This is a genomic window from Hymenobacter sp. DG01 (assembly GCF_006352025.1).
Lineage (GTDB): Bacteria > Bacteroidota > Bacteroidia > Cytophagales > Hymenobacteraceae > Hymenobacter.
The window spans coordinates 1,484,405-1,502,163 of the sequence record NZ_CP040936.1 but is presented as its reverse complement, the minus strand read 5'-3'; the positions used below and the strand labels follow the sequence as shown (position 1 = coordinate 1,502,163).

Here is a 17,759-nt window from a genome sequence, read left to right as displayed (position 1 = left end):
TCAGGCCCAACCAAAAAGGCCCCGCCGTAACCACGGCAGGGCCTTTTCTATTCCTATAGAGCGCCAAGCACTAAATGGTGGTGTTCGGGTCGAACTGCTCCAGGTAGTCGGCCACGCGGCGCACGAACATTCCGCCCAGCGACCCATCCACCACGCGGTGGTCGTAGGAGTGGGAGAGGAACATGAAGTGACGCACGCCAATCAAGTCGCCCTGGGGCGTTTCAATCACGGCGGGCTTCTTCTTGATGGCGCCCACGGCCATAATGGCTACCTGAGGTTGCATGATAATGGGTGTGCCCATCACGTTGCCAAAGGAACCCACGTTGGAAACCGTGTACGTGCCGCCTTCCAGATCTTCGGGCTTCAGTTTGTTGGCGCGGGCCCGGTTGGCGAGGTCGTTCACGCGCTTGCTCAGGCCATTGAGGTTAAGCTGGTCGGCGTTGTGAATTACGGGCACGATGAGGTTGCCCGAGGGCAGAGCCACGGCCACGCCCACGTTGATGTCGCGCTTCTTGATGATGTAGTCGCCCTCCACCGATACGTTGATGTTCGGGAAATCCTGAATGGCGCGGGCAATGGCCTGAATGAAGATGGGCGTGAAGGTCAGGTTCTCGCCTTCGCGCTTCTTATATGCATCCTTGTGCTTGTTGCGCCAGTTCACAATGTCGGTCACGTCGGCTTCCACGAAGGAGGTAACGTGGGGCGAAATCCGCTTGGAGTCCACCATGCGCTGGGCAATCATCTTGCGCATGCGGTCCATTTCCAGCAGCTCCTGGTTGCCGCTGATGGAGGGCACCGCTTTGGTTGCCGGAGCGGAAGCAGCCTGCTGGGCCGGTGCGGCGGCTGGCGTAGGAGCTTGGGCCGTCGGGGCCGGGGTAGGGGCCGGCGCGGCCGGCGCGGCCTGGGGCTGGGCAGCGGGGGCCGCCGCTGGCTGCGCCAGGGGCTTCTTGCCCGCGGCTACATAATCCAGAATATCTTTTTTCGTGACGCGGCCTTCGCTGCCAGTACCGGGCAGGTGTTCCAGGTCGGCCATGGAAATGCCTTCTTCGCGGGCAATGCTCAGCACGAGGGGCGAGTAAAAGCGGCCCGGCTGGGGCTGGGCCGCTGTAGCCTCGGTGGCCGAAGTTTGAGCGGCGGCCGGAACAAACGGAACCTCAGCAGCTACCTTTTCTGCGCCATTAGCGGAGGGCGCAGGCATGTCAGCGGCGGCCGCGGCGGGAGCGGCAGTAGCAGCGCTGGCGTCGGTTTCAATGATGGCAATGGGCGCCCCCACCGCCACTACCTGGCCTTCCTGCACCAGAATTTCCTGCAGAACGCCGGCGTGGAGGGCCGGAACTTCGGTGTCCACTTTATCGGTGGCTACTTCCAGCACCGATTCATCCTGTTCAATGGAGTCGCCTACTTGTTTAAGCCATTTCAGGACGGTGCCTTCCATGATGGATTCGCCCATCTTGGGCATCGTCATTTCCACTCGTGCCATGCGGTTGGGGTAGTTAGGAAAAAAGGGGTGGGGTGGGTTTGGAGCCTCAAAGGTAAGTGAAGTTGCGAAAGGTGAAGTAGTGAAATGGCGAGTTGGTGGCCTATCTGCCCGGCGCTGCGGCAAAGCACCGGCAAACTCTGCCTTTCGCCTTTCCACTATTTCACCACTTCCTGGCGTAGCAGGTTCAGGGCCATGGTGGTAGTGTACTCCACATTCAGCTGGCGGCCGCGGTCAAAGCTGATCTGCCGCGTGACGGTCCGGTGAGCATCGGCATAGGCGAAACAGATGGTACCGACGGGCTTTTCGGGGGTACCGCCCTCGGGACCGGCAATGCCGCTGGTAGCCAGGGCTACATCTACCCCCAGCCGGCGGCGCAGCCCCTCGGCCATTTCCGCCACGGTGGCTTCGCTTACGGCGCCGTGGGTGGCCAGGGTTTCAGGCTTCACATCCAGCTCGCGCACCTTTATATCGTTAGAGTACGCAATGACGCTGCCCTGGAAGTAGCGCGAGCTGCCAGGCACGCTGGTAAGGCGGTGGGCCAGCAGGCCGCCCGTGCAGCTCTCGGCAGTGCCTACGGTGAGGCCGCGTTGCAACAGCAGCTGTCCCACGGCTTCTTCCAGCTTTATTTCGCCTTCGGCAAAAATATGCTCACCCAACAGCTCTTGCAGGCTGGGCAGCAAGGCTTCCATGCGGGCGCGCAGGTTTGGCTGGCCGTCGTCGTGGCCGGTCAGGCGCAGGCGCACCCCACCGAGGTAGGGTAGGTAGGCTAGCTTGACGTTGGGGGGTAGGGCGGCTTCCCAGGCTTCAATCTGCTGGGCCAGAAACGACTCGCCCAGGCCAATGGTCTGCACCACTACGTGCTCGATGGGGGGTGTCCGGAAGTGTTGCTGCAGACGCGGCAGCACCTCGTGGGTCATCAGGTATTTCATTTCGTGCGGCACGCCCGGCATGCTCACGAACACGGTTTGCTGGCTTTCAAACCACATACCCGGTGCCGTACCCACCGCATTGAACAGCACCTGACAATTGGCGGGCACCAGGGCCTGTTGGCGGTTTACGTCCAGCATGGGGCGGTTGAAGCGCCGAAAAATGCCTTCCACATGCTCCAAAGTAGCTTGGTGCAGCACCAGCTCCGCCCCGAAATAGCGGGCCAGCACGTGCTTGGTCAGGTCGTCTTTGGTGGGACCCAACCCGCCGGTCATGAGCACCACCTGGGCGCGCTGCCGGGCCAGGTCCAGGGCCGCCACTATTTCGTCGGCGCGGTCCGAAACGCTGGTGATCTGGCGAACCCGCAGACCCAGCTTAGCCAGTTCCTGGCCCATAAAGGCCGAATTCGTGTCGATGACCTGCCCGTAGAGCAGCTCATCGCCAATAGTCATGATTTCAACGTCGGGGAGGGAGGGCATAGCGGAGGAGGTTAGGAGGAGTGCCGGATTTGGCGCAATATTGGCAACCCGTCGGCTAACAACGCCACAACAGCCGTTGGGTTTACCTTTTTCGTCTTATGCCTCCCCTCCGCACCCTGGCCCTCGGCCTCACGCTTACGCTGGCCAGCGCCCAACTGGCCGCCGCCCAATCCAAAACCACCCCGAAAAAGACCACTACGGTTAGCAAAAAGCCTACAACCGCCAAAAAGGCTACCCCCAACGCCAGCGCTGCCAAACCGGCTGCTACCCCTGCTACCCCGGTGAAAGTCCCGCTCACGGCCGACGAAGCCAGCAGCGGCCTGCGCGAAGCCCTGAGCCAGGGCGTAACCCGCGCCGTGGCGCAGGGTAGCGCCCCCGACGGCTTTACTGCCAACGCGGATATCCGCATCCCGTTCCCGCCCGAAGCGGAAATAGTTGCTCTTACGCTGCGCAAGCTGAAAGCCGGAGCCCTGGTCGATAATTTTGAGGTAGCCCTGAACCGCGCCGCCGAAACTGCCTCGGCCCAGGCGAAGCCCATCTTCCTGAACGCGGTGCAGAACCTGACCCTGCAGGACGCCCTCACGCTGGCTACCAGCCGGGAAAGTGATGCGGCTACCACATTGCTCTACGAGAAAACCGCCGCCGACCTGCGCACTGCCTTCCAGCCTACCGTGCAACAGTCGCTGGACCAGACGGGCGCTACCCGCCTCTACGCCGAAATGGTAGCCCGCTACAACAAAATTCCGCTGGTAACCAAGCTTAGTCCGCAGCTAGCACCCTATGCTACGGAGAAAACCGTGGATGGCCTCTTTGCCCTGATAGCCGCTGAGGAAGGCCGTATCCGCCAAAACCCCGCTGGCCAAGGCAGCGCCCTGCTCAAGCGCGTGTTTGGGAAATAGGTGAGGAGGTAACTGGTGACAGGTGACAAGTGGCAGGTTAGCTGTTCACCTCGGTCCGACGGGCTCCGCCTGCACCAGCTATGCCAAAAGAACGACCCACTTACCCTCCTGAAATGCGTTAAACCCTGGCCTGGCGTTGGCAACGTCAGCCGCTCAGAGCCAATAAGCTTACCTGTCACCAGTTACCTCCTCATCTCATTCCCCTCCTTACCCAAAATCAAACCTGGTCTGGTTTGTGCCTTGTGCTTGAGCAGCATTTGTACTGCTTTTCTTACTGCTATGAACTACCGCCGTTTCCTTGTGTTGCCCGTGGCCCTGTTGGGGTTGAGCGTGGCTGCTTCGGCCCAGATTAAGTTGCCTAAGCTCGGCGACATTCTCAAAACAACCATTCCGGCCCCCCCAACCACCAAGGCCGGGAGTACGGGCAACATCACCCAGGACGAGGCTGCCCGGGGCCTCAAGGAGGCCCTTACCCAGGGCATCAGCAAAGGTGCCGACCAAGCCTCGAAGCCAGATGGCTTCTACCTGAACAAACTGATTCGGATTCCTTTCCCGCCTGATGCGCAGCGCGTGGCTACTACCCTGCGCTCCATTGGTCTGGGCAGCCAGGTTGACCGGTTTGAGCTGACTCTGAATCGGGGCGCCGAGGAAGCCGCGAAAAGCGCCAAGCCTATTTTTCTCACGGCCATTAAAAGCCTCACGTTTAAGGACGTGTGGGGGATTCTGACGGGGGATAAGAACGCCGCCACCAACTACCTCAAGCGCACGACCACCGAGCAGCTCACGGTAGCCTTCCGGCCCATCGTGCAGAAGAGCCTCGACCAGGTTGGGGCCACCCGCTACTACACCGACCTGACCACCCGCTACAACCGCATTCCGCTGGTGAAGCCCGTGCAGACGGACCTGAACCAGTATGCCACCGGCAAGGCCATCGACGGCCTGTTTACCCTCATTGCCCAGGAGGAAGCCAACATCCGCGAAAACCCCGTGGCCCGGACCACCGATTTGCTGAAACGCGTGTTCGGCAAAAAGCAGAGCTGATGCAGGGGCGGGCAGATAACTTGCCGCCGCTGGCTTTAACGGGAAAGGCCCACGTTCCATAACGGAGCGCGGGCCTTTCCTGTTAAACCTAGTGGGCCTGAGCAGAAATCAGAGCCTTGGCCTACTAAAAATCATCATCGTCGTAGCCGGAGTTGCGGCGGCCGCTGCCGGTGCGGTGGCTGCCGTAGCCGCTGTCGTCGTCGTCATCATCGTCGCTGAAGTCGTCGTCATCATCGAGGCTGCCGAAGCCGCGGCTGCCGTCGGGGTCTTCGGCGGCTTCAGCGGTAGCAAACTCGTCTTCGGTCATACTGGCCAGGTCCAGGGCCTCATCGTGCGAGGAGCCGGTGTCGCGCCACATCAGGTAGTCGGCGTACTTGGCGGAGAGTTGGTCTTCGGAACTGCCGCGAGTTTTGCTGCCGCCGGTTTTGGCGAAGCTATCCATCTCGTCGTCATCGTCGAAGAGGTCGTCGTCGAGGTCGTCGTATTGTCTCATGGCCTTGCTAGGGGCGGTAAGGGTGAAAAGTGTCGAGTGAAAGGTGCCGCAGCATTTCGAATGCGAAGATACGAGCCGGAAGGTTTGGAAGGTTGCGGTGGCGCTGCACCCTGCGGCCTCAAAAGAGCTTTTAGCCGCTGGCTCAGGCACTTTCCGGGGGTAGCATTTTTGAAAATACCCTGAGCTGCCGGGTTTCAATGGGCGCTACGCCCTCGTACGCGACACTGCCGTTACCTGGCTGCTTTCGCCCCGAAATCAGTTATCAGCAGCTGCTCCTGGCAGAAGTCGTATTCCTCTGGTACGTTGCTGGAAACCAGTACGGTGCGTCCTTTCAGGGTAGCGCGAGCATGTTCCAGATACCACTCCACGCCGGTGCGGTCCAGGTTGGTGGTGGGCTCGTCGAGCAGGAGCAGGGGGGTATCGGCGTACAGGGCCAGGGCCAGCTTCAGGCGCTGCTTCATGCCGGAAGAGAAATCCCGCACCAGCTTGTGGCGCGATTTCTCCAGATACATGATGCTGATAAGCTGCGCCGCCGTCAGGCCCGGCCGCAGAGGCTTGAAGCGGGTATGAAACTGAATCTGCTCCGTTAGGGTCAGTTCCTCAATCAGCTCCAGGTAGGGCGCCGCGTAGGCCAGCAGGGGCGGTACGTCTTCCACGGCCGTAGCGCGGCCGGCGTGCTCGTAGCTGAGCGTGCCGGTAGTGGGCAGGAGCTGCCCCGACAAAGTGTTGAGCAGCGTGCTTTTGCCCGCGCCGTTGGGGCCCAGAATAGCGGTGGCCGTGCCCGGCCGGAAGGTGTGGGTCAGGTCCCGGAAAATCCATTCCCGGGCAAAGCGCTTGCCCAGCCCGGTGGCGGTAATCTGCATATCGTGGCGCTAAGAAAGAAGAGCTTAGAACCCAGACCATGTTCTGCTAACGTACGCGCGTCAGAACATTCTCCGGGCCCTAAGCTCTTGGGTTGCGGTTCCGAAATCTACTCGCCGTTGCCGTTGCCGTTACGGCCGTAGCCCTTAATGACGCCACGGCCCGAGTTACGGATGAAGTTTACTACCTCGTCGCGCTCGGGCGAAGGAGCCAGTTCCAGCTCAATCTGGTCGAGGGCGGCGTTGTTGTTCAGGCCGCTCATGAACAGCAGGCGGTAGAGCTGCTGAATCTCGGAAATCTTCTGGTCGGAGAAGCCGCGGCGGCGCAGCCCAATGCTGTTGATGCCCGCGTAGCTAAGCGGCTCGCGGCCGGCCTTCACGAAGGGCGGCACATCCTTCCGGATCAGGGAGCCCCCGGAAATCATGGCGTGGGCCCCGATGCGCACAAATTGGTGAATGGCCGAAGACCCGCCCACAATGGCGTAGTCACCCACCTCTACGTGACCCGCCACCTGCACCGTGTTGGCCAGAATGCAGTTGTCGCCAATCACGCAGTCGTGGGCAATGTGCACGTAGGCCATCAGCAGGCAGTTGCTGCCCACTACGGTTTTGAGCTTGTCCACGGTGCCGCGGTTCACTGTCACGCACTCGCGCACTACCGTATTATCCCCGATGTGCACGGTGGTTTTCTCGCCGGCAAACTTGAGGTCCTGGGGTTGGGCGGCAATAACGGCGCCGGGAAAAATCTTGCAGTTTTTGCCGATACGGGCCCCCGCCATGATGGTCACGTTGGGCCCAATCCAGGTGCCTTCCCCGATTTCCACGTCCTTGTCGATGGTCGTGAACGGCTCCACTACCACGTTCTGGGCGATTTTGGCTTCGGGGTGAATATAGGCGAGCGGCTGGTTCATTCGTTGGGTAATTAGTAATTAAGAATTAATAATTAAGAAATGCCTCAATGACCCGGGAAGCGGATGTCGTATGAGAATTATACATTCTTAATTATTAATTACTAATTGAAAATCAGGCGTTCTTCCGGACGATGCTGGCCGACATTTCGGCTTCCATCACCACTTTCCCGTTCACGTAGGCTTTCCCGCTCATTTTGGCAATACCGCGCTTGATGGGGGCCGTCAGGTCGCACTTGAAGATGATGGTGTCGCCGGGTTTCACCATGCGGCGGAAGCGGCAATTCTCGATACCCAGAAAATAGGTCCAGTAGTTTTCGGGGTCCGGCACGGTGTTCAGTACCAGAATGCCCCCGGTCTGGGCCATGGCCTCAATCTGCAGTACGCCGGGCATCACGGGGTTACCGGGGAAGTGACCAGGAAAGAAGGGTTCGTTCATCGTAACGTTCTTCACCCCGGTTACCGTGTTGGCATCCAGGTGAATAATTTTATCGATGAGCAGGAAGGGGTAGCGGTGGGGCAGGATGGCGCTGATTTTGTTGATGTCCATCACCGGCTCGCGCGTAGGGTCGTAGGTGGGCACGGCGCTGGTGTGGGCCTCCATCATCTTTTTCTTGATGCGCTTGGCAAAGGCCACGTTGGCCGCGTGCCCCGGGCGGGCGGCCAGAATCTGGCCTTTCAGCGGGCGGCCCACCAGGGCCAGGTCGCCTACCAAATCGAGGAGCTTGTGGCGGGCCGGCTCGTTTTTGTAGCGCAGGTCCACGTTGTTGAGAATGCCTTCCTTTTTCACGGCCACTTTGGGCTTGCCCAGCATGGTCGCTAGCTCGTCCAGCTCCTCGTCGCTTACCACCCGGTCAACCACCACAATGGCGTTGCTCAAATCGCCGCCCTTGATGAGGTTGGATTTGTAGAGTGCCTCCAGCTCGTGCAGAAAGCAGAACGTGCGCGACGAGGCAATTTCGGAGGTGAACTGGTCGATGTGGGTCAGGGAAGCGTGTTGCGAGCCCAGCACCGGCGAGTTGTAATCGACCATTACCGTGAGGCGGTAGTTGTTCAGGGGCAGGGCCGCCAGCTCCACAGCCCGGCCGTTGTCCACGTAGCGGATTTCGTCGGGAATCTCGAAGTAATTGCGCAGGGCGTTCTGCTCTTCCAGGCCCACTTCCTGCAGGGGCTTGATGAACTCGAAGCTGGAACCGTCCATGATGGGCGGCTCGGGCCCGTCCAGCTGAATCAGCACATTATCAATCTGCAGGCCTACCAGGGCGGCCAGCGTGTGCTCCACGGTGTTCACGCGGGCGCCGTTCTGCTCGATGGTCGTGCCGCGCGAGAGGTCCACCACGTTGTCCACGTCGGCATCCACGAGGGGCTGGCCGGGCAAATCGATGCGCTGAAACTTATAGCCGTGGTTGATGGGGGCGGGGCAGAACGTCATGGTGGCCTGCACGCCGGTATGAAGGCCAATGCCACTCACGGTGACGGGGGCCTTGATGGTATGTTGCTTGTCGTTCATTTTCTGAGTTGTCAGTTGTCAGTTGCCAGTTGTCAGGAAGCAGGCCATCAGAAAACAGAACGGACCCGGCAACTGGCAATTGGCAACTGACAACTCAATAGACTGCAAAGCTAGGGCTTTTCCGGTTCGGTGCGGCTGCGTTCCAGAAGGGTGAGGCGGCGCTCCAGGTCGGGCAGATGGCGGAACACGGCATTGGCGCGCAGACTGTCGCGCAGGTTGAAAGCGGGGGAGCCCTGCAGCAGCACGCCTTCCTGCTTAATGGATTTTCCTACCCCCGACTGGGCCGTAACCGTGGTGCGGTTGGCAAGGGTGAGGTGCCCGGCCAGCCCCGTTTGGCCGGCCAACACACAGAAGTCGCCGATTTTGGTGGAGCCCGACACGCCCGACTGGGAAGCAATAACCGTGTGGCGGCCTACCTCCACGTTGTGGGCAATCTGCACCAGGTTGTCGATTTTGGCGCCCTCCCGGATGATGGTCGAGCCCATGGTGGCGCAGTCGATGGTGGCGTTGGCCCCAATGCTCACGTTGTCTTCCAGCACCACGTTGCCAATCTGCGGAATAGTGCGGTAGGAGCCGTCGGGCTGGGGCGCGAAGCCGAAGCCATCGGAGCCGAGTACAGCGCCCGCATGAATGGTGCAGCGTGCCCCGATAACGGTTTCGGCGTACACCTTGGCCCCAGCGTAAAGGATAGTGCCATCCCCGATTTTGCACCGGTCGCCGATGAAAACGTGCGGAAAAATCACCACGTCGCGCCCGATTTCGCAGTTCTCCCCAATATAGGAGAAGGCGCCACGGTAATGGTTTTCGCCGATGCGGGAGCTGGCGGCCAGGTAGGCGGGCTCTTCTACGCCGCGCTTGCCGGTGCGGGTAGCTTGCTGGTAGAACTCAAGCAGGGTGGTAAAGCTGGTGTAGGGGTCCTCCACCCGGATGAGGGCGGCCGTAACAGGCTGCCGCAGCTCCAGGGCCCGACTCACGATAACCGCCGATGCCCCCGTACTATAGAGGTAAGGCTCATACTTCGGGTTCGAGAGAAAGGAGAGGGCGCCGGCCTGGGCTTCTTCAATTTTGGCCAAGCGGTTAATTGGCTGCGTGGCGTCTCCTTCCACGGTTCCGCGCAGTACTTCTGCTATCTGACCTACGGTAAATTCCATCGGGCAAAAGTAGAGAAATATCTATTTCCCGGCGCGGGGTGCCGCTGCCGGGGGCTGGGGCGGGCGCGCGGCCGGGTGCTCAGCGCTCTGGTAGATAGTGGCCCCTTCATCAGAATAAACCCGGCGGTATGCTTGCGGGGTACACCAGGGCCGCACTACCGTTTGTCCGCGCACCAGGACTACATAATCAAAGCGGGTACCCGGCGCCGAAGTGGCTTCGAACAAGTGCAGGGGGTAGCCCGTGGTCAGGGCGTAGTGGTGAAAGTATAGCTTATGAAATGGGGCCGCGAAGTACACCCGGTGCGGTTGCTGCCGCCGCAGCCAGGCGTAGGAGCCCTCCAGCTGCCGGGCCATGTTCTGGGCTGAGCGCACGGCATAGCGAAAGTGGGCAGCCTGGTAAGTGCCATACAAACAAAGTATTACCCCTATACTGGCCAGGCCCAGCCGGGGCGGTACGCGCAGCCGCCGCAGCAGCCACTCGCCCAGTACGGCTACCCCCACAAAAAAGAAAAACGCCGCGTACAGTAGCACCCGGGCCGGGCTGTACACCCGCTGCATGGGCATGAACACGAAGGGCAGCAGCACCAGTAGCAGGGCCGGCAGGGCCACCCGGCGCCAGGGGCGGGGCAGGGCCGGCAGCACCGCCAGCGCCGCTACCAGCAGCCCCACGAACCCCGGGGCACTCAGCTGCTCATGCCCAAATAGCTCCCGGGCGGGCTTCAACAGGTACAGCGCGTAGGAGCGCCAGAAATCCGTGAGGCTTTGGGGGGCGATGTAGCTGTTGGCCGCCAAAGCCCGCAGCCCCGAGACGCTGATAACCGGTGCATAGGCCACCAGCGCCCCGGCGCCCACCAGCGCACTGGCCCCCAGCAGAGAAGCCAGCCCGGCCATATCACGGCGCCGCAGAAACACCAGGCCCGCCCAGACTCCGAGCGAAACCAGGGGGTAGGCGTACGTAGGAATAGTATAGAGCCCCAGGATGCCCGCTACCACAAACCCGGCCCAGCCCAACTGCCGCCAGCGGGTGGAGTGCACAACAGCCAGGGCCGCGAAAAACTGCGCTATTGCCAGCGCAATCAGCAGGAAGTAGCCCCGGCCCGCCATGGCGTAGTACAAACTCAGGGGCGAAAGGCTGAACAACCCTACTGCCAGCGTGGCAACCCGGAAAGTAGTAACGCGCACCAGCAGGGCGTAAGCCAGCACGGTACCCACCAGGCTGATGAGCAAGGTAGGCAGCCGCAGAATCAGCATGTCGTGAGCAGTAAACCTGCTTACTGCCCAGCAGCTAAGGCTAAACAGCACATGGTTATTCGGGATGGGGTAGAAGCTGGTGCTGGCTACCGGTCCGCCACTCACAAAGTAGTCGTAGGTGGCTATTTCATCGGTGCTCAGCGGATACACCCGGGTGTAATACAGGCGCAGGGCCAGCACGCTGGCAAGCAGCAGCCCGGCCAGCAGCTTCTCCAGGGCAGAAAGCCCGGCCACGGCCCGCCCCACACTGTGGGCGGCCTCACGCAGGCTCTGCCACAATCCGCGCAACTCCAGGGGCAGGCGGCCGCTTCGGAGATGGTAGCCGGTCAGGGCGGCCGCCCCGGCGGCTACGGCCCATAGCCCCCCGCGCAGCGCGGCGTAGCGGCCCGGCGTAACCTGCAGCACAAACTCCGGCATCTCGTTACGGGCATAGATGGCCTGGCGCAGCGCGTACAGATCGGGGATGGAAACCCAGCTGTAGAGCACCGCCAGACTACCGCTTAGCACTAGGAAAAACAGCGCCAGCAGGCCCAGGGGCAGGTCTGAAAACAAACGGCGAAGCAGAGCGCGCATGCCGGCCTACAGGATTTCCTTGGGGTAGCAGATATAATGCTTCTCTACCCGTTGGCTGATAGCGCGAATATTGGGCAAATCCGACGCCTCCGCTACGTTTACTACCCGGCCGCGCTTCGTAAGCACGTCAATCGGGTCCTGGCCGTCGGCGTCGTAGGCGTTGTTGCTGATGCGGCCGGTGAGCATGAGCTGGGCCGCGTCCTCGTGGGGGAGGTGGAAATGCTCGGCAATCAGCTCCACAATGCCCAGCTGGAAATCCTCGTCGAAAGGCTCGGTCTGGAGCGTGATTTTAAACAGGTGCCGGTCCAGCAGGCTCTGGGCGAGGTAGTTCAGTACCTTGTCGGGGTGGTCGGCCCAGAGCTTCACGGCTCCCCACACGTCGGTATCATCGAGGCGGGTGAAGCGGCGCAGGATGTCATCGTCCTGCTCAAACTCCTGCTGCGTGACGCTGCGCGAGAGAAAGAACTGCAGGTTGGGCGAGGCCGGCACGTCCACGCCCTTGCGCACCAGAGCGCGGGCGTGCTGCATAATCCGAATGACCATCTGCTCGGCGCTGGTCACGGTTTTGTGCAGGTACACCTGCCAGTACATCAGCCGGCGGCTCACCAGAAAGTTCTCGATGCTGTACACGGCCTTTTCTTCCAGCACCAGCCGCTCATCCACTACCGTCAGCATCTTGATCAGGCGGTCGGCGCCGGGGCGGCCTTCCTGCACGCCGGTGTAAAAGGAGTCGCGGTTGAGGTAGTCCAGCCGGTCCATGTCGAGCTGGGAGCTCACCAGCTGGTGAAAGAATGGCCGCGAGTACGTGCCCTCAAAAATCTGGATGGCCAGGTCCAGGGCGCCGTTGAACTGGACGTTGAGCTTGCGCATCAGGTGCAGGCTCAGCTCTTCGTGGTGCACTTTATGAAATATGCTGTGCTCCAGGGCGTGGGAGAGGGGACCGTGGCCTACGTCGTGCAGCAGAATAGCCGCCATAGCCGCCTCCCCCTCCTTGGCCGAAATCTTGACGCCTTTATCCTTCAGCGTGCGTAGGGCCAGGGTCATCAGGTGCATGGCGCCCAGAGCGTGGTGAAAGCGCGTGTGCAGGGCCCCGGGGTACACGAAACTGGTGAGGCCCAGCTGCTGAATCCGGCGCAGGCGCTGGAAATACGTATGCTCAATCAGGTCAAACAGCAACTCCGTCGGGATGGTGACAAAGCCATACACCGGGTCGTTGAAGATCTTTTTCTTATTCAAGGGACTTGAGGATTACCAAGGGTTGGCGTCCACCCCGGGGGTAGGGACAACGCAAAGGAAGTGGTCGTAGCGCAGACTACGGTAAAAACGCCCGGAACAACGGAAGCGCCCCGCTAAAAGCAGTGCTCTAATTTCACCGGGAATTTACCTTGCGCAATATTTTTTGCCGCTATTTGGTTACTCTCTTACGTATGTAAGGCGGCAACGCGCTTGCTCGACAATAAAAAACAAACCTCTTGGTGCTCGTAGGCTGCAAGTAAGCCCTTGATCATCAACGTCCCCAAGACCCCAACTCATGCAATACTCCATTCTATGGGCCGATGACGAAATCGACCTCCTGAAGCCCCACATTCTCTTCCTTAAGGAAAAAGGCTACGACGTGACCGGCGTGAACTCCGGGGCCGATGCCATTGAGGAAATTCAGGAGAAGACCTACGACATCGTGTTCCTGGATGAAAATATGCCCGGCCTGACGGGCTTGGAAACCCTCACCGAAATCAAGGCCGTGCGCCCTACCGTGCCCGTGGTCATGATTACCAAGAGCGAGGAGGAGCACATCATGGAATCGGCCATCGGGGCCAAAATTGCCGACTACCTCATCAAGCCGGTAAACCCCAACCAGATTCTGCTGTCGGTGAAAAAGGTGCTCGACAACAAGCGTCTGGTGAGCGAGGCTACCAACAGCGGCTACCAGCGCGACTTCCGCCAGCTGGGCATGCAGCTCTCTGACCGCCTCAGCCCCTCGGAGTGGGCCGACGTGTACAAGAAGCTGGTGTACTGGGAGCTGGAAATCAACGAGACGGAAGGCAAGAGCATGGCCGACGTCTTTAACATGCAGAAAGACGAGGCCAACACCTACTTCGGCCGCTTCATCACGGAAAACTACGAGGACTGGGTGAACGGTGACGATGACGACGCCCCGCTCATGTCGCACCAGCTGTTTAAGGAGCGCGTGTTCCCGATGCTGAAGGATACCGGCGACACGCCCGTGTACTTCGTGCTCATCGACAACCTGCGCTACGACCAGTGGAAAGTGCTGGAGCCTATCATTGCCGACTTGTTCACGGTTGACTCGGAGGAAACCTATTACAGCATTCTGCCCACTACCACCGCCTACGCCCGCAATGCCATCTTCTCGGGCATGATGCCCGGCGAAATTCAGAAGAAGTACCCCAACCTGTGGGTGTGGGACGACGACGACGAGGGCAAGAACATGCACGAGGCCGAGTTCATGGAAATCATGTTCCAGAAGGCCGGCCAGAAGCACAAGTACAGCTACAATAAGGTAACCAACCTGCAGGCCGGCAAGGACTTGCTGGGCAAAATGGCCAACCTGCACAACAACTACAAGCTGAACGTCATCGTCTACAACTTCGTGGACATGCTCAGCCATGCCCGCACCGACATGGCCATGATCCGGGAGCTGGCGGCCGATGAGTCGGCCTACCGCAGCATCACCCGCTCGTGGTTCCTGCACTCGCCTCTGTACGAAATGCTGCAGGTGATTTCGGAGAAGAAAGGCAAGCTCATCATCACCACCGACCACGGCACCATTCGGGTAAAGCGCCCCTATAAAATCGTGGGCGACCGGAACACGAACACCAACCTGCGCTACAAGCACGGCAAAAACCTGGGCTTCGACGACAGCAAGGACGTGTACACCGTGCGCAAGCCGGAGCGTATTTTCCTACCCCGTGAAAACGTGAGCACCGCCTACGTCTTCACCGTCGGCGACTACTTCTTCGCCTACCCCAACAACTACAACTACTACGTGAACTACTACAAGGACACGTTCCAGCACGGCGGCATCTCGCTGGAGGAATGCATCATTCCCTACGTCGTGCTCAGCCCGAAAGGGTAGGTAGCAACCAAAGCAGATAGCTATAGGAAAAGGGCCACCCGGATGGGTGGCCCTTTTTGTTTATATTCAAATAGCCACTTGTTTTTACTAGTTCCACTGCCCGCCAGCCCGACGCTTTTCCTCTTCGGCGCCCCCGCCGTGGCGCCAGGTAGGCGCTAATTGGTTGTTGCCGAAGCGGTAAGTGAAGGCTACTTGTCTAGCCATTTCTTTTGCCACTCTGAACTAGGTTCTGGCTGCGTACTCGAAAACGGAAGCACGCAAGTGTATACCAGCGTAGGGCCCCATATCAGCAGCATAAATACTCCGAAGACGAGCAACATGCCAAGCGCGAACGAAAAACCTAGTAGGCAAAAAAGCAGAAATGGAGCATACAAAGTCAGGTAGCTCTTGGCTAAGCTGGAGCCTTTTCGCCGGGATTTACGGGCCAGGCGAATGCAGAAGAATTGGGGAATCCAAAATACCAAGCTGTACGCCATGATATACAGATTCCACTCGCTACTCAAATTCATACAGGCATCAATAGGGGCGTATAATGCCTGGAATATACACCCCTTCACGACAGAGGGGCTACTCCCTTAGCTGTTACACTACTCACGCCTGAAAATGCGGTGCTGGATTTACTGCCCGCCAGCCCGGCGTTTTTCTTCTTCAGCTCCGCCTCCGCGGCGCTTGGTTGGCGCCAGCTGGTCGTTGCCGAAGCGGTAGGTGAAGGCCAGGGTCGCGAGCTGCGAATCCTGGCGCTGGTAGAAGCGCTCCACGTAGTTGTCGTAGGAAGAAATAGCCCGTTCCGGCCGGGTAAAGAAGATGTCGGCCATGCTTAGCTTCAGGTTGCCTTTGCGGTTCCAGAGGCTTTTCTGTACTCCCGCGCTTACTTCCCCGTAAGGCCGGGCCAGAATAAAGCCGTACACCTCCTGCGACTGGTAAGAGCCGTTCAGCTCGGCGCTCCAGCCCTTGCCAAACGTGAAAGTGTGGTTGGAGCTCAGGTTAAAGGAGCTACGGCCCCGGTCGAGGTTGGTGCCGGCCAGGCTGCCCTCGAAGCGGCTGTAGTAGAACACAACGTTGTTGTACATATTCCACCATTTGGCTACCTCCACCGGAGCCGTGAACGTGAGGGCATAGTAGTGCTGCCGGCTCAGGTTGCGGGTAGTGGCCACCACGGTGCTATCGGTTTCCGGCTGCACTACCCCAATGAGCGGGTTGCTGGTCAGGCTGTAGCTCAGGCCCAGGCTGTACTTCTGGCGGTAGGTGTGGGTCAGTTCCACGTTGTAGCTGGTTTGGGGGCGCAGGTCGGGGTTGCCGGCTCCGGAGGTGGTTTTATCAATAATGGAGCGGAAGGGGTTCAGCTGCCCATACGAAGGCCGGTCGATGCGGCGGCTCAGGGAAAGGCTGGTTTCGTTTTTGTCCGAAAACGTCCGCTTCAGGGCCGCGCTGGGAAATAGCTGGAGGTAGTGCCGGCTGAAACCGGGGTTGCGGCCTACCTGCTCCATCTGCTGCTTGCCCACGGCGTTGGTCTGTTCGCCCCGCAAACCCGCCTGCAAGGTCATTTTGGCCAGGGTATAATTCAGATTGAAGTAGCCGGCATTGATGTTCTCATCGTAGCGGAAACGGTTCGAGCGGTTCAGGTCCAGCGCGCCGTTGGTGTAGAATACCACATCGTTATCGGCCGTTACCAGGCTGGTTTTGGCCCCGGCTTCCAGGCGTAGCTGCTTGCTGAGCGGCCGTACGTAATCCACCTTCACCGATTGAATAGACAGCCGCCCGTGCTGGTCGCCGGTGATGATTTCGCCTACCTGCTCGGCTCCGTCGAAGCGGGTTTCCAGGCGTTGGTCGCGGTTGTTGAGGTAGCGGGCATAATCGGCATCAGCCGTCAGCTCGTGCGTGCCCAAGGAATCCGGGATGGTGTGGCGAAAGTTCAGGTTAGCCGCTACGTTATCGTAGCTACCCCAGCGGTTATTGGCGGAGCGGTATTGCTGGTCGTGGGCACTTTCCAGGTCGCGCACAAACGTTTCGTTGCGGGCGTTCTGCTCGTTGCGGTTTCGCAGCCCGTTCACCGACCCACCCAGGGTAGTACGGTCCGAAAGCGTGTAGTCGAGGCCGGCTTTCCAGGTATGCGAGCGGGACTGGCTGGGGGAGCGGTTTTCCTGGTCGGTGGTCCGGATAAGCTGGCGCGCTGCCCCTCCCAGGTCATCTACCCTATAAAAGTCGCGGTGAATGGTCAACTTGCCGATGCCCGAGCGGTCGGCGTAGTTATAGGAGCCAAACAGGTTCAGGTTTTTCTGGCGGTGGTTCAGGCTCAGGCCCGACACGTACTTGTTGTACTGGCTGCGGCCGTAGCTCAGGTTTAGGGTGCCGTTGGTGCCCAGGCGCTGGTCCTTCTTCAGGTTAATGGCAATAACGCCGGCCCCACCCTGAGCGTCGTACTTGGCGGGCGGGTTGGTAATCAGCTCGATGCTTTTTAGCTGCTCGGCGGGTAGGGCCCGCAGGTAGTCGGCCAGCTCGGTGCCCGTCATGGGTTGGCGCTTGCCATCAATGAGTACCAGCAGGCCTTGCTTACCCCGCAGGGCCAGGTTGTCACTACCGTCCACCGTGACGCCGGGCGAGCGGCGCAGTACGTCAAGGGCCGTGTTGCCGGCCGCCAGCGGGCTGCCCTCCACGTTTACCACGGTCCGGTCGGCCTCCCGCTCGAAGGTAGGCCGCTGCCCTGTAATGGTTACTTCCTTGAGCGCCGTGGCAGTGCTGGGGCGCAGGGTAAGCGTAAGGAGGGGAGAAGCAGCCCCGGCGGTAAGCTCCAGCGGGCCCGCCCACGCCCGAGCAAAGCCTACCTGCGTGGCGGACACCAGGTAGCGGCCCGCTGCCACCTGCTCAAAGCGGAACCCGCCCTTCTCGTCACTGAACTCAGTCTTGACCACCGCTGAGTCGGCGGAGCGGTGCAGAACCAGCGTGGCAAACTCCACCGGCGCCCCGGCTTCCGTCCGGACCTGCCCCGATACACCCTGCCCAGCTGCCGACAGCGTGGACACCCCGGAAACTAACAGCAGCAAGGCAAAGCCGCGCCGCAGCCTGGCAAACAACCTTTTCATGAGCAAATAG

At 60.2% G+C, this 17,759-nt stretch carries 13 protein-coding genes; 3 read left to right on the top strand and 10 right to left on the bottom strand.

Annotated elements, in window-relative coordinates:
* Window positions 1-70: 70 nt before the first annotated feature.
* Together FGZ14_RS06415 and FGZ14_RS06410 are read right to left on the bottom strand one after the other, a co-directional pair.
* Window positions 71-1,480, bottom strand: coding sequence for a dihydrolipoamide acetyltransferase family protein (locus FGZ14_RS06415; RefSeq protein ID WP_139922369.1), 1,410 nt, complete (start codon window positions 1,478-1,480; stop codon window positions 71-73).
* A gap of 155 nt (window positions 1,481-1,635) precedes the next feature.
* Entirely contained in the window at window positions 1,636-2,886 is a 1,251-nt protein-coding gene (locus FGZ14_RS06410; RefSeq protein ID WP_139922367.1) for a competence/damage-inducible protein A, read from the bottom strand.
* A gap of 98 nt (window positions 2,887-2,984) precedes the next feature.
* Between FGZ14_RS06410 and FGZ14_RS06405 the strand changes: the two genes are divergently transcribed.
* Complete coding sequence (locus FGZ14_RS06405; RefSeq protein WP_139922365.1) at window positions 2,985-3,785, top strand: DUF4197 domain-containing protein; 801 nt, start codon at window positions 2,985-2,987, stop codon at window positions 3,783-3,785.
* A gap of 279 nt (window positions 3,786-4,064) precedes the next feature.
* Entirely contained in the window at window positions 4,065-4,826 is a 762-nt protein-coding gene (locus tag FGZ14_RS06400; RefSeq protein ID WP_180754511.1) for a DUF4197 domain-containing protein, read from the top strand.
* Between the two features lie 124 nt (window positions 4,827-4,950).
* Here the strand turns inward: FGZ14_RS06400 and FGZ14_RS06395 are convergent, their stop codons facing one another.
* The 7 genes from FGZ14_RS06395 to FGZ14_RS06365 all read right to left on the bottom strand — a co-directional run bounded on the left by FGZ14_RS06395 (window position 4,951) and on the right by FGZ14_RS06365 (window position 12,808).
* Complete coding sequence (locus FGZ14_RS06395; protein WP_139922363.1) at window positions 4,951-5,319, bottom strand: hypothetical protein; 369 nt, start codon at window positions 5,317-5,319, stop codon at window positions 4,951-4,953.
* A 230-nt stretch (window positions 5,320-5,549) separates the two neighbouring features.
* Window positions 5,550-6,182, bottom strand: a complete 633-nt coding sequence (locus FGZ14_RS06390; RefSeq protein ID WP_139922361.1) for an ABC transporter ATP-binding protein — start codon at window positions 6,180-6,182, stop codon at window positions 5,550-5,552.
* Window positions 6,183-6,289: 107 nt separating this feature from the next.
* A complete protein-coding gene (gene lpxA, locus FGZ14_RS06385; RefSeq protein ID WP_139922359.1) occupies window positions 6,290-7,090 on the bottom strand; it encodes an acyl-ACP--UDP-N-acetylglucosamine O-acyltransferase in 801 nt (266 codons plus the stop codon).
* A gap of 112 nt (window positions 7,091-7,202) precedes the next feature.
* A complete protein-coding gene (locus tag FGZ14_RS06380; protein WP_139922357.1) occupies window positions 7,203-8,597 on the bottom strand; it encodes a bifunctional UDP-3-O-[3-hydroxymyristoyl] N-acetylglucosamine deacetylase/3-hydroxyacyl-ACP dehydratase in 1,395 nt (464 codons plus the stop codon).
* A gap of 110 nt (window positions 8,598-8,707) precedes the next feature.
* Complete coding sequence (lpxD, locus tag FGZ14_RS06375; RefSeq protein ID WP_139922356.1) at window positions 8,708-9,748, bottom strand: UDP-3-O-(3-hydroxymyristoyl)glucosamine N-acyltransferase; 1,041 nt, start codon at window positions 9,746-9,748, stop codon at window positions 8,708-8,710.
* Window positions 9,749-9,769: 21 nt separating this feature from the next.
* Window positions 9,770-11,572 (bottom strand): hypothetical protein, encoded by a 1,803-nt coding sequence (locus FGZ14_RS06370; protein ID WP_139922353.1) that lies wholly within the window; start codon window positions 11,570-11,572, stop codon window positions 9,770-9,772.
* A 6-nt stretch (window positions 11,573-11,578) separates the two neighbouring features.
* The gene (locus FGZ14_RS06365; RefSeq protein ID WP_139922351.1) at window positions 11,579-12,808 is read right to left on the bottom strand and encodes an HD domain-containing protein; all 1,230 of its coding nucleotides are present in this window, start codon (window positions 12,806-12,808) and stop codon (window positions 11,579-11,581) included.
* 295 nt (window positions 12,809-13,103) lie between these two features.
* Here FGZ14_RS06365 and FGZ14_RS06360 point away from each other — a divergent pair, with 295 nt between their 5' ends.
* Window positions 13,104-14,669, top strand: a complete 1,566-nt coding sequence (locus tag FGZ14_RS06360) for a PglZ domain-containing protein (RefSeq protein WP_139922349.1) — start codon at window positions 13,104-13,106, stop codon at window positions 14,667-14,669.
* Window positions 14,670-15,286: 617 nt separating this feature from the next.
* Here FGZ14_RS06360 and FGZ14_RS06355 read toward each other — a convergent pair.
* Window positions 15,287-17,749, bottom strand: coding sequence for an outer membrane beta-barrel protein (locus FGZ14_RS06355; RefSeq protein ID WP_139922346.1), 2,463 nt, complete (start codon window positions 17,747-17,749; stop codon window positions 15,287-15,289).
* Window positions 17,750-17,759: the final 10 nt, after the last annotated feature.

Coding starts and splice junctions, on each gene's coding strand:
- FGZ14_RS06415 (WP_139922369.1), bottom strand. CDS start 1,480: ATGGCACGAGTGGAAATGACGATGCCCAAGATGGGCGAATCCATCATG.
- FGZ14_RS06410 (WP_139922367.1), bottom strand. CDS start 2,886: ATGCCCTCCCTCCCCGACGTTGAAATCATGACTATTGGCGATGAGCTG.
- FGZ14_RS06405 (WP_139922365.1), top strand. CDS start 2,985: ATGCCTCCCCTCCGCACCCTGGCCCTCGGCCTCACGCTTACGCTGGCC.
- FGZ14_RS06400 (WP_180754511.1), top strand. CDS start 4,065: ATGAACTACCGCCGTTTCCTTGTGTTGCCCGTGGCCCTGTTGGGGTTG.
- FGZ14_RS06395 (WP_139922363.1), bottom strand. CDS start 5,319: ATGAGACAATACGACGACCTCGACGACGACCTCTTCGACGATGACGAC.
- FGZ14_RS06390 (WP_139922361.1), bottom strand. CDS start 6,182: ATGCAGATTACCGCCACCGGGCTGGGCAAGCGCTTTGCCCGGGAATGG.
- lpxA (WP_139922359.1), bottom strand. CDS start 7,090: ATGAACCAGCCGCTCGCCTATATTCACCCCGAAGCCAAAATCGCCCAG.
- FGZ14_RS06380 (WP_139922357.1), bottom strand. CDS start 8,597: ATGAACGACAAGCAACATACCATCAAGGCCCCCGTCACCGTGAGTGGC.
- lpxD (WP_139922356.1), bottom strand. CDS start 9,748: ATGGAATTTACCGTAGGTCAGATAGCAGAAGTACTGCGCGGAACCGTG.
- FGZ14_RS06370 (WP_139922353.1), bottom strand. CDS start 11,572: ATGCGCGCTCTGCTTCGCCGTTTGTTTTCAGACCTGCCCCTGGGCCTG.
- FGZ14_RS06360 (WP_139922349.1), top strand. CDS start 13,104: ATGCAATACTCCATTCTATGGGCCGATGACGAAATCGACCTCCTGAAG.
- FGZ14_RS06355 (WP_139922346.1), bottom strand. CDS start 17,749: ATGAAAAGGTTGTTTGCCAGGCTGCGGCGCGGCTTTGCCTTGCTGCTG.